9 protein-coding genes are annotated in these 11,941 nt (G+C 41.8%); 4 read left to right on the top strand and 5 right to left on the bottom strand.

The features are described from left to right. Window positions 1-41: 41 nt before the first annotated feature. On the top strand, window positions 42-1,220 hold the full coding sequence (locus tag AC1D0K_RS05545; RefSeq protein ID WP_477396378.1) for a DUF5009 domain-containing protein: 1,179 nt from the start codon (window positions 42-44) through the stop codon (window positions 1,218-1,220). Window positions 1,221-1,260: 40 nt separating this feature from the next. After that, window positions 1,261-2,418 carry a glycoside hydrolase family 18 protein gene (locus tag AC1D0K_RS05540; protein ID WP_477441540.1) on the top strand — a complete coding sequence of 386 codons (1,158 nt, stop codon included), beginning with the start codon at window positions 1,261-1,263 and terminating at the stop codon, window positions 2,416-2,418. Between the two features lie 296 nt (window positions 2,419-2,714). Here AC1D0K_RS05540 and AC1D0K_RS05535 read toward each other — a convergent pair whose 3' ends face one another. From AC1D0K_RS05535 to AC1D0K_RS05525, 3 genes are read right to left on the bottom strand one after another with little or no spacing between them, the layout of a single operon-like run. Next, window positions 2,715-3,467 carry a ThuA domain-containing protein gene (locus AC1D0K_RS05535; protein ID WP_477396374.1) on the bottom strand — a complete coding sequence of 251 codons (753 nt, stop codon included), beginning with the start codon at window positions 3,465-3,467 and terminating at the stop codon, window positions 2,715-2,717. Window positions 3,468-3,488: 21 nt separating this feature from the next. Further along, the gene (locus AC1D0K_RS05530; RefSeq protein ID WP_477396372.1) at window positions 3,489-4,238 is read right to left on the bottom strand and encodes a ThuA domain-containing protein; all 750 of its coding nucleotides are present in this window, start codon (window positions 4,236-4,238) and stop codon (window positions 3,489-3,491) included. A 9-nt stretch (window positions 4,239-4,247) separates the two neighbouring features. Then, window positions 4,248-4,790: a DUF4468 domain-containing protein gene (locus tag AC1D0K_RS05525; RefSeq protein WP_477396370.1), complete on the bottom strand. Its 543-nt coding sequence runs from the start codon at window positions 4,788-4,790 to the stop codon at window positions 4,248-4,250. 173 nt (window positions 4,791-4,963) lie between these two features. On the opposite strand from AC1D0K_RS05525, the gene AC1D0K_RS05520 reads away from it, so the two are divergent. Both AC1D0K_RS05520 and AC1D0K_RS05515 read left to right on the top strand, forming a co-directional pair. Then, window positions 4,964-5,731, top strand: coding sequence for a ThuA domain-containing protein (locus AC1D0K_RS05520; protein WP_477396368.1), 768 nt, complete (start codon window positions 4,964-4,966; stop codon window positions 5,729-5,731). A gap of 197 nt (window positions 5,732-5,928) precedes the next feature. Beyond that, window positions 5,929-8,844: a triple tyrosine motif-containing protein gene (locus AC1D0K_RS05515; protein ID WP_477396366.1), complete on the top strand. Its 2,916-nt coding sequence runs from the start codon at window positions 5,929-5,931 to the stop codon at window positions 8,842-8,844. Between the two features lie 94 nt (window positions 8,845-8,938). Here the strand turns inward: AC1D0K_RS05515 and AC1D0K_RS05510 are convergent, their stop codons facing one another. Together AC1D0K_RS05510 and AC1D0K_RS05505 are read right to left on the bottom strand one after the other, a co-directional pair. Beyond that, window positions 8,939-10,066 (bottom strand): redoxin family protein, encoded by a 1,128-nt coding sequence (locus tag AC1D0K_RS05510; RefSeq protein WP_477396364.1) that lies wholly within the window; start codon window positions 10,064-10,066, stop codon window positions 8,939-8,941. Window positions 10,067-10,081: 15 nt separating this feature from the next. Next, complete coding sequence (locus AC1D0K_RS05505; protein WP_477396362.1) at window positions 10,082-11,908, bottom strand: glycoside hydrolase family 9 protein; 1,827 nt, start codon at window positions 11,906-11,908, stop codon at window positions 10,082-10,084. Window positions 11,909-11,941 lie beyond the last annotated feature (33 nt).

Below are 11,941 nucleotides of genomic sequence, written 5' to 3'. Positions count from 1 at the left end.
TAGCTTTGTTTGCAAGATAAATCCGAAATCAAAACATCGCAATGAACCAACTTCCCAAACGCCTTTTATCTATTGATGTACTGCGCGCCATTACCATGCTGCTCATGATATTTGTAAATGATGCCAGTGGCGTAAAGCATATACCCATGTGGATAGATCATGCGGATGGCGATGCTGATGCCATGGGATTTGCAGATACCATTTTTCCCGCATTTTTATTTATTGTAGGGCTTTCGCTGCCTTTCGCTATCAAAAACAGGATGGCTAAAGGCAATTCATTTTCATCTATATTGATCTATATCCTCACCCGCAGCGCAGCGCTTATTATCATGGGCTTTTATCATGTAAACCTGGAAAGCTATAACTCAGCAGCGAGCATTATACCTAAAGCTTTGTGGGCCATATTGATAACCATTGCATTCTTCCTTATCTGGCTTGATTATCCTACCACAATGACCAAAATAAGGCGATACACCTTTACGGGGGTTGGAATATTACTGCTCATCGCCATGGCTGTTATATATAAAGGAGGTGGCAATGAAGGATTAGTACACGGCATGCGCACTTCCTGGTGGGGTATTTTAGGCATCATTGGTTGGGCTTACCTTGTTTGTGCCTTGATCTATCTTTTAGCCAAAGGAAAAATGAATATCCTGGTAATTGCGCTCATAGTTTTTGTAGCTATAAATATTGCCAAACATACTGATATCATCAATTTTAAAATCCCTTTATTGGGCGATGCATCAGCAGTATCATTGGTAATGGGTGGTGTTATGATCTCGGGAATATATAGCCTGCTGGTATCAAAAAACAAGACACAATTACTGTGGATAATATTTGGCAGCATTGGTTTACTGCTAATCGCGTTGGGTTTATTGGTGCGCCCCTATGCCGAAGGTATTTCCAAAATACACTCCACCCCTGCCTGGATTTTTATTTGCAGTGGTATTACCATATTGGTTTTCGAACTAATGATCTTCCTGATTGATGTAAAAGGGAAAAAAGACTGGTTTAAACTAATCTGGCCTGCAGGAACAAGTACGCTTACCTGTTACCTGATGCCCTATTTCCAGGTATTTATTCTGATGTTGTTCCATATCAAATACCCAGAGATATTAAATAACGGGATCATCGGTTTAGTGCGAAGCATGGCTACTGCTTTTATACTGATTGCCATAGTTGGCTTAATGGAAAAGAAACGCATCCGTTTAAAAATTTAAAACCCTAAATCCTCATATCACCTTTTAAAATAACCTAACCATGATCACTTTACTTTTAAGAAAAAAGACATTAACAATAAAAGCAACCTTTTGCCTTATATTATTTTTAACGCCTGCTTTTATCCTTCAAGCGCAGCTTAAAAAATCCAAATACGTAGTAATTGGCTACGTTGGCGGCTATCGGGGATTAACCGATATGAGCATGGTAAACCCCGAAAAACTTACCCATATTAATTATGCCTTTGTAAATGTGCGCAACAATCGGGCATGGCTCACGCATGAACGTACCGATACCATCAACTTCCGAAATCTTTTAATGTTAAAAAAGAAAAACCCGGACCTGAAGATCCTGATTTCCATCGGCGGGTGGACCTGGAGTAAAAACTTCTCCGATGCGGTACTTACCGATACCGCTCGTAAGGCTTTCGCGGCCAGCGCGGTTGATCTCATCCGCAAATACAAACTGGATGGTGTTGATATAGATTGGGAATACCCCGGTTTGCAGGGTGATCATAACATAGTACGCAAGGAAGACGAGCAAAACTATACCCTCATGTTTGCCGATTTAAGAAGAGAGCTTGATGCACTTGAAAAAGAAACCGGCAATAAAAAACTCCTAACCGCGGCAGTAGGTGGCTTCAGCCGTTTTCTGCAGCACACAGAAATGGGTAAAGTTTCCCAATACCTTGACTATATTAACCTCATGACCTATGATTATTTCCAGGATACCCTGGGTATTGCTGTACATCATACCAACCTGTTTGCCTCTGACAAGTACAAAACCGATAACTCTGCCGATAAAGCGGTATCAGCTTATCTTGCACAGGGAGTACCCGCCAGCAAACTGGTTATGGGCATCGCGTTTTATGGCCGGTCGGTAATGGTAAAGGATTCGGCCCAAAATGGCGTTGGCATGAAAACCGGTGGACATATCTGGGTTGGCGGCTATACCCATTTAAAAGATAGTCTGCTCAACCGAAATGGTTTCACTTATTACCGTGACAATGCTGCCGGTGCCCCTTACTTATTTAAAGCAAGCACCAAACAGTTTATCACCTTTGACGACGAATGGTCGGTAAAAAATAAATGCCAGTATATGGTTGATCACCAAATGGCCGGTGTAATGTTCTGGGAGTATGCCGATGATAAAAAAGAATATTTGTTGGATGCGATAGATGAGCGGCTGGAGGCTAAATAAAACATTATCATACTTGGGGCATAAAATCCCAGAGGACATTTAAAGGAAAATAACGTTTTGAAAGGTTTGTCATCCTGAACGCAGTGAAGGATCTAATCGCAGACTTTACAGAACGAAGAAGCATGACGAACAATAGATCCTTCACTGCGTTCAGGATGACAAAAGCTTTTTTGTAAACACATATCATTGGTAACCTATTGATTTCCGCAGGCTGTACAAGAAGAATATCCATGCCGAATAACAGATCCTTCCCGCCATGACGACAAAAGCTTTCTTAATATTTATTAGCTTAAATACTACTTCCTCTCTCCCAACCACATTATGGCGTTCTCAAACAACTTATTTTGTATATCGGATGTAAAGATCATATCACCGTGCCCCATGTTGATATAAAGCATTTTGTATTTGGTGTTAGTCCAAACTACAGGGATATCTCCCCCTCTCAGGATATCCTTTTTTCCCAAAGGATAATTAGCAGTATCGAGCGTTAACAACACTTTTACATCCTTGTTTAACCGCGGACTGGGTAACCATCCGTACCATTCATTTATGGGCGATACAAAATGAGCCGGTATACCTTTTGCAATTGGATGTTTGGGATCATCCACTATCAGTTTTGCGGGCAATGGAGGCCAGCTATTATTGTAAAATACAGCGCTACCCAAAAAGCTCACAAACCAGGGCCATTTGGTGTATTTATCATTATAGCCCGCTACGTGAAAACCCAGCCAGGCTCCGCCATTATCCATATATTTTACAAAAGCTGCGCGCTGCATTTCATTCTGCGGAAAATCATTAAGCCAGATGATTAATTGATATTTTTTGAGGTACTCATCATTTACATTCTTCCAGTTGGTGGTGGTATCCAACACAAAACCATTTTTAGCAGAGAGGGTTGTAAAATGCTTAATGGCATCATTGGCAAAATCCACATGATCCGATTCCACCGTTGTGGTGTAAAGCGCCAGCACCCTAAATTTTGGAGTTTGGGCATGCGCTAATGAGCATAGCGCCACAGCTGTGATCAGGCTTAAAATTTTCTTTAGCATAGTCTCTTGTTCTAATATTAATTACCTACCGGCGGCCCACAAAATTGAATTGGTAACCAACCTGACCCATGCAGGATTATCCAGCAGATTTGGCGAGTGCCCCATAAAAATATATACGTTGCGGGCTTTAACATGTTCGTTGGTCCAAACAACCGGGTGATCACCCATTTTAACGTCACCTTGGGGCTCATAGGTTGATTCATCCACACTGGCCAGCACATGCACATGAGTACGCGGACTTTTGTCATAAGTATACCACTCCTCTTGTTCAATAAGGAAAGAGGCAGGAACGCCACTCATTACAGGATGCTGTTTATCCTCCACATTTACTTTTCCTTTAGCAAAGGTGGCTATGTATGCCTTCCAGCTTATTCCGCCCATAAAATCCGAGAACCATTGCCATTCGTGATAGCCATCAAATTCGCCCAATAACGTGGCATGGTGAAACCCTACCCAGCCCCCCTTACCCTCATCAATGTATTTTTTAAAGGCAGCCATCGCTTTATCTGTCCAGGCGTATGGTGCATAATCAAGCTGGAGAAAAAGTTGGTACTGACTTAAAAACGCGTCATCAATTTTATCAGTGTTTTGGATATAATCAATGGTAAAACCCTTTTCGGTAGCCAGCTTATCCAGCCATACTTTGGCCCGTTTTGAAAACTCAATATGATGCCCACCATTCTCATATAATGCCAATACCTTAAAATGTTTGGGCTGGGCCATCAAATTAAATGAAGCCAAAAGCAAGATGAGAAACAGTATTTTTTTCATTTGATATGATTATTGGTCGATGCTTTGTTTTAATGATAATATGAGCTGCAATGTATTTTGATCGAGCCCGGTGAATAGTCTTTTATCCTCTAAGGACCATGGATGCCCCTGACGATAATCCCACCAGCGGTATGATATTTTTGAATATTCGTTACTGATACCTTTCTCTATAGGTTTTTCATAATAATTATTGGTTACTATAGCGTAACCCGAATCTGTTAACTTGATGTTTACATCAAACTTAAGCCAGTAATAATTACCTGTGTCGCTGGTGATCACTTTAAACACGCCAATACCTTTTATCTCTCCGGTATTTTTATCAGATGAATAGAGTTTTGGTGGTTCATCAGGAAAAGTTTTGGCAAACCATTTTTCGGCGCGTGCAAATACCTCGCTTTTACTTTTATTTGTGGTGAACGCTTGCTCATAATTGATCTTTCCATTTTTCATTGGGATGGATATTTTTGCGGTATCCTGCTGGGCATAATTTGCCAATGGAGTCAGCATATATAAAGTAAAAAGCAATAGCCCGGATTTTATTTTTTGCTTCATAATTGGGGTATAAGGTTTATACTGTGCGCCGTATCTGCATTTCAAATATCAATATTAACTATTACAAAAAGCCCGGGATAACGCCCTACTTTACCACTACGATGAGGTGTTTGCTGTTTCTGATTAAAAAGTTTCGCCTATAATTGTTTTCAGTTAGCAACAATGCTGCAGTTATGAAAACCTTAACCTTATCACTTCTTACCCTTCTAATTATCTTTTTCAGCAGTTATACGCTCTTAGGTCAAACCCCTAAACCCCGTTTTAAAGCTATTGCCATTGCCGAAACAGGTGGCGGCCATGCCCGGTTTGATACGGCTGCCCGCATCTGGCTCAATAAACTGGCTATCGACAGTAATTTCACAATCGATTACATTAGTGATACCAAACCTATCACCAAAGATTTTTTGAAGCAATACCAACTCTTCATCCAGTTAGATTATCCACCATATCCCTGGGGAAAGAAAGCTCAGGAGGCTTTTAAAAACTACCTGGAACAGGGAAAAGGCGGCTGGATAGGTTTTCATCACCCCACCTTGCTGGGTTTTTTTGATGGCTACCCTATGTGGCAGTGGTACTCGCAATTTATGGGCGGCATCGAGTTTAAAGATTGTATTCATGGCGGGACCACCGCCTCTCTTAAAATAGAAGACTTAAGCCACCCAGCCCTAAAAGGTTTACCTACTACCTTTAGCACTAAAGATGAATGGTATACATATAATAAAAGCCCCCGCGCCAATGTACATGTGCTGGCCAGTATTGACGAAAATTCCTTTGTGCCAAACATCAACATTAAAATGGGAGATCATCCCGTGATCTGGACCAATGATCATCTAAAGGCCAAAAACATCTATATTGCCATGGGGCATTTTCCAGAACTTTTTCAGGATAATAATTTTACCACACTCGTGATAAATTCAATATTTTGGGCAGTGAAAAAGTAGCCAGCTTAAACAGCTGTCTTTCATCCTTATTGCGGGGTGTGCACTAATGATAACATCGACAATTCCTCTACATAAATACTACAAGTAACACCATTTATAGCTAAATACTCCCCTACATTTTATTCTAAGGCACATTATCTGAAAATCTTTAATTAAATTTCATCCAGATTACCTTATAAGCCGTAATAACCCTGTTGATGAAAAAAATTGCCCTGCTTGTTCTTGTTTACAATGCCTTTATTTTTACTGCGATAGGGCAAACTACCATCGGAATACCGGCAATTAAAAACTACACACATGCCGATTTTAATGCCAGCACCGAAATCTACGATGCAAAGCAGGACAGGAACGGCATCTTATATTTTGCAAATAATGATGGATTACTCACTTTCGATGGCAGTTACTGGAAAATTTATCCCCTGCCCAACAAGGCGGCTATAAAATCATTAGCTATTGATCCATCGGGCCGGATTTTTGCAGGCGGACAGGATGAGATTGGTTACTTTTTCCCGGATGCTCATGGTATTTTACATTTCCACTCCATAAAACAACTCATGCCGCAAAAAGCAAGGCAGTTTGCAGATATATGGGGCATAGTACTCTACAAAAACGAAGTTTTCTTCCGTACCATTGAATGTGTGTTTGAATACAGTAATAACGAAATAAAAACTTTTGACGCACCCGGTGGATGGCGCTTGCTTGACTATGCAGGCGGGCAATTACTTGCAGAGGATAAGGATGAGGGCCTAATGACTTTTAAGGGTTCGCAATGGCAGCCATGCAAAACAAATTTGCTTACTGCAGAATTGCATATAACCGGGGTAATGAATTATAAACAGGATACGGTATTGGTAACTACCTTAAAAAAAGGATTATTCTTACTTACTGGTAATACCCTCATCAAAAAAATAACGGCCATTGATCAATTTTTAAACAACGACCTGGTAAGTTGTGCCAGAAAGATAGATAACAACCGTTATGCCATCGGCACAAAGGCCCAGGGGCTTTTTATAATTGACGAAAAAGGCAAGCTTATTGAAAGATTTTCTACCGCAGATGGCTTACAGAGCAATAACATCCTCACGCTACTCCCCGATAAGGATAAAAATCTATGGCTTGGATTAGAGAACGGTTTGGATTTCATTAATTACAGTTCAGCTATAAAACACATTTACGCCAGTAAACAAAACCAGGTAAAAAGTAACGCCATTGGCATATTTAACAACAAACTATACGTCGGTACGTCCGATGGACTGTTTAGTGCCTCATTAGATAAGCAGCAAAAAGATTTCAGCAATAGTAAAAGCTTATTTACCGAAGTACAGAATACCCGGGGCCAGGTATGGAGTTTAGCACAGGTAAATAACTACCTTTTAATGGCCCATGAAGATGGAGCTTTTGTAATCAAAGGCAACCAGGCCGAACCTATCACTACCGGACAGGGCGCCTGGAAGTTTGTTTCAATTCCCTTATCACCAGATATTATTGCGGGCACTTATACTGGCTTGCAGTTACTCAAAAATAATGGTGCAGAATTTAAAAATGATGGTAAAATTGAAGGCATTTATGAGTCGCTATCGAACTTAGCCAGGGATAATGGCAATGTGATATGGGCATCGCATCCCTATAGGGGCGTTTACAAATTCCAGCTTTCTGCCGATAGAAAAAAGATCATCCGTTATACCCAGTATACCGATAAAAACGGATTGCCGTCAGTATTAAATAACCAGGTATACTTTATTAAAAATAAAACACTTGTTGCTACCGAAAAGGGCGTTTACGAATACAATGCCGCCAGCAATAAATTTGAAGTATCGGCCTATTTTAAACCTATTTTTGGTATTTCGCCTATAAAAAATCTGACAGCAGACAGCTACGGCAACATCTGGTTTGTTAACGACCAACGGATTGGGGTAATGGATTTCAGCAAGCCATCAGCAGGTAAACCATACAGCGTGATTTATTTTCCTGAGCTCGCGGGGCAAACTATTAAAGGTGCTGCTTATTTATATCCCTATGATATGGAGAATATCTTCATCGGTTCAAATAATGGCATTTTCCACCTCAATTATCGTCAGTATGTTAAATCAGAAACCAAACTAAACGTGCTGCTCACCTCAGTAAAAGCCATTGCCGAAAAAGACAGTTTGATCTTCGGAGGCTACTTTATGAAAGGCGACCATATTACTAACTTGCAAAACACCAGGCAGATAATCAGTGTATCCAAACATTGGAACTCTTTTCATTTTGAATATTCATCTACCCTGTTCGCACAAAAAAGCAATGAGGAGTTTACCTATAAACTGATAGGATTTGATGACGAATGGTCAAAATGGTCGATAAAAACCGAGAAAGATTACACCAACCTGCCTTACGGCAAATACACCTTTTCGGTAAGGGTGCGTAACAATCTGGGCAACTCATCTCCTGCAGTTAATTACACTTTTATTGTAGAGCCGGCCTGGTACCAAACTATCCTGGCTTACTTCTTTTACATTTTATTAGCGGTTTATGCCCTTTATTATGCTTACAAGGCACAACACAAACGCTTTGAACTACACCAACAAAAACACGAGGAAGAACAACGCCGCCTAAGTTACCTGCACAGCCTGGAACTGGATAGGAATGAGAAAGAGATCATCGCGCTTAAAAATGATAACCTGCAAACTGAGCTGAACTTCAAGAACAAAGAATTGGCTACCATCACCATGCAGCAGGTAGAACGGGGCCGCATCCTGCTGAATTTAAAAGAGGAATTAACCAATATCATCAAAAAACTAAAACAACCCGATCTTACCCACGAGTTCAGGAGCGTTTTTCGTTTACTGACTGACTCTGAGAAAAAAGACGATGACTGGAACAGCTTCGCCATTTATTTTGACCAGGTTCACAACAATTTCCTCACCACCATGAAGGCCAAATTTCCCTGCCTAAGTGCTACCGATCTGAAGCTTTGTGCCTACCTGCGACTCAACCTAACCTCTAAAGAAATAGCACAGCTGATGAACATTTCGCTCAAAGGAGTCGAAATCAGCCGATACCGGGTTCGAAAAAAACTGGTTTTAACTACCGAGATTAATTTGTATGATTTCCTGATCGAAATAACTAAATAAACATCTGCTAATCTGCCCCTAAACTTTTCACAGGATTTATCCCTATCGACCGAAACAGTGCGAAATATAACGATATCAAGTAATTCAATACAAACTACTTGTATATTCTACCCATCGTCGCATCGTCAAAAATTACTTTCTTTAATTCTTCTATGTCTATGGCTCCCTGGTGGCGATAAACTACTTTCCCATCCGGGTCAACTAACATGGTATAGGGTAAGGCGCCGTCCCATTTAGGGTCAACGGCTTCAATCATTTTATATTTATCATCGCCGGTGTACAGGTAATTAAGGCCGGATGCCTGTTTGCTTTTCAAAAAGCTCAGCGCCTTATCCTTGCGTGCGGGATCATCGGCGCTGATAGTTACAAGTTCGAGGCCCCTGTCGCGGTACAGATGCATCAGGGTTACCAGGTCTGGAAATTCGGCCACACAGGGACCGCACCATGTTGCCCAAAGGTTAATGAGCCTTAGTTTATCCGTTTTATTTTTAACAAGGTTCACAATACCTGCGGCGTCAATAGTATCCAACTTAACAGGTTCATTGGCCCAGGTTACCGCAGCTTTTTGGATCCAATCTTGCTTCTCGGCCCATTTAATAGAGCACCCGAAGGTTTTAGTTACCGGCACAGCAACTTCCTTGCCCGCCAGCAACGCGTCGATAGCATTACGGGCATCCAGCGATTTGGGTGTTTTGGCCGGGTTTTCCATATCATCTATCCGGCCGTTATAACGTAACTTTCTATCCTGATCAAAAACAAAAATATGCGGTGTAGCTACGGGGCCATATTTATTTGAGGTAATCTCGGTTTCGCCATCATACAGGTACGGGAAATTAAAATGCCTTTGCTTAGCCCTTATTTTCATATCTTCAAATGAATCGCCCACATCGCTGTAACCCAATTCATCTAAACGCAAAGAGGCCGGATTGTTGGGATTGATGGCAACCACCGTTACGCCTTTACCGGCATAATCGCCGTTAAGCTTCACCAGTCTATCCTCATAAGCCTGCGATGTGGGGCAATGGTTACAGATAAAAACCACGACCAGCACCCTGGCATCTTTAAATGACTGTAAGGAATACGTTTTGCCATCTATACCGGGCAAATTAAAATCGGGCGCCGGAGAGCCGGTTGCCAGCGTGGTGTGGTTTACCTGCGCTGTTGCAAAAACTGCTGAAAATAGCAGCAAAAACAATAGTAGGGCATTTTTAATTAGCTTCATGTTTCATCAAATTAATTATTCATGTAAGGCAACAGCCAGCAGATACCAGGCAGTATGCGGCAGCCACTGCTCGGCCCAGCGCCAGTCATAATCTTTGTGAATCTGGGCGTATGACAGGTTAAAATCGATATCATTCTCATCATTGAGGCCCGATGTTATACCGTTTACTATACCACCGGGCGCATTGGTATACTCAAACGTGCCGAAGAAGCCGTAAGCCGGGTTATTGTGACCCGTGCCTTGCAGCATACTGGCATCAAATGGATTGAGCCCCAATACCCAGTTCAACTGGTCAATGGCGAATGTTTCCAGTTGATCATGAAAGGGCTTATCATCCATAAACAAACTGGCAGCTAATCTTGCTGCGGTAGCCATTGATGATAAACGTGCATTCTCGCCCTGCCACCATGGCGAGGCATCGCTGCCCTGCGGAAAGAAAAATGATGTGCGCCTTTTACCCAAAGTATCCTGCACCAACTGCCTGCTGTAACCAAACGGGTTATTCACCTCCTGCGTCACCTTTAATTCAAACTCAAAAGAGCTTTTAATGGCTTTTTTTATGGCAGCCTGCATGCCCGCATCGGCATAAGGGTAATAATAGATCAAACTGGTTACCGGCAAACCTGCATCAGACGGGTGGAAGAAAGGGCGATCAGTACTATCTGCCCGCCAATAATTTTTATAATCACCCCAGTTGGATAAACGGTTTATTAAGTTATTAGCGCGCTTGGTTGCGGCAACTAAATACTCCGGTTTTTTGCTGGCTTTATATAATTCTGTAGCTGCAGTTAAGGCACAGTAGTCATCAAGAATATTTTCTTTACCATCAAAGGTCATGAGCTTATTGTTGGCCTGCAGAAATTTAAAGGCGTTTTCGGCAGCCTGCAGGTATTGGGCATTGGTAAAATCGCCGCTTGCTTTTGCAGATGATGCCATAGCAAGTGCGGCTATCGCTATACCACCGCCCGATCTAAAACTGGTCTGGTAGCGATGCCAGTCGTTGTTTTGCGCATCATTTTTCAGCGTTTGATCTTTGGTTTGTTTGATGCGGTATGATGCATCTTCGGCCCGGATCACCCTGTCTTTCGCCAGCTTGCCCGGCCCCGGGGCCGATACCGACCTATAGAACGATCCATCCTTCGCCTGCATCCGTACCAGGTAATCTGCACCGTAAATAGCTTCGTCCAAAACCCTGCGGTTGATTTGCCTAAAATCGGTTACCGTTTTTTTATTAAGCAATTCGTTGGTTTTAAATAAACTATAAACCACCAGGGAGATCTGCTGTGGGTTAAAATACAGGGAGAACGACAAATGCGAAAGATGCTTACCATAATCGCCGGTAGCATCATACCAGCCGCCATGGGCATCAACGGTATCGGTAGTTTTACCTGCCAACAACAGGTGATGATCGGCCTTATCTATCTCCCCCGCACTGCGCTGCCCTTTAAAATAGTAAACCACATCGGACATAGTTGCCTGCTCCAAAACATTTTTACCAATCCTGAAAGGGTACGAACTTATCTTTTTTCCAGGCAGATCTACCTGGACCCTGTAAATACCATCTGTGTTAAAACCACTGAAATCAATTGTATAAAATTCCCGGCCTTTCCAGCCATTCACCTTACCACTGTAAACAGGCTTACCAGTAAATACGGTTTTATCAGCTTCATCCAACAATTCAAACGAGCTGATGGTATACTGCCTATCAGTTACCACAATTGCTTTTTTTGCCTGCGTATCTTCATACCCCACCTGGTTGGTAACTACTTTTACGTTTTGCGCCAGGGCAATGCCCGGCAGCGCTATCGTTATTAGGAAAGATTGTATTTTTTTATTGATCATATGCTTATTTTAATCATATCTATTTCAAGTCTT

The organism is Mucilaginibacter sp. P1_A3 (assembly GCF_056406855.1).
The sequence above is the reverse complement of the archived record's forward strand: the minus strand, read 5'-3'. Positions and strand labels throughout refer to the sequence as shown.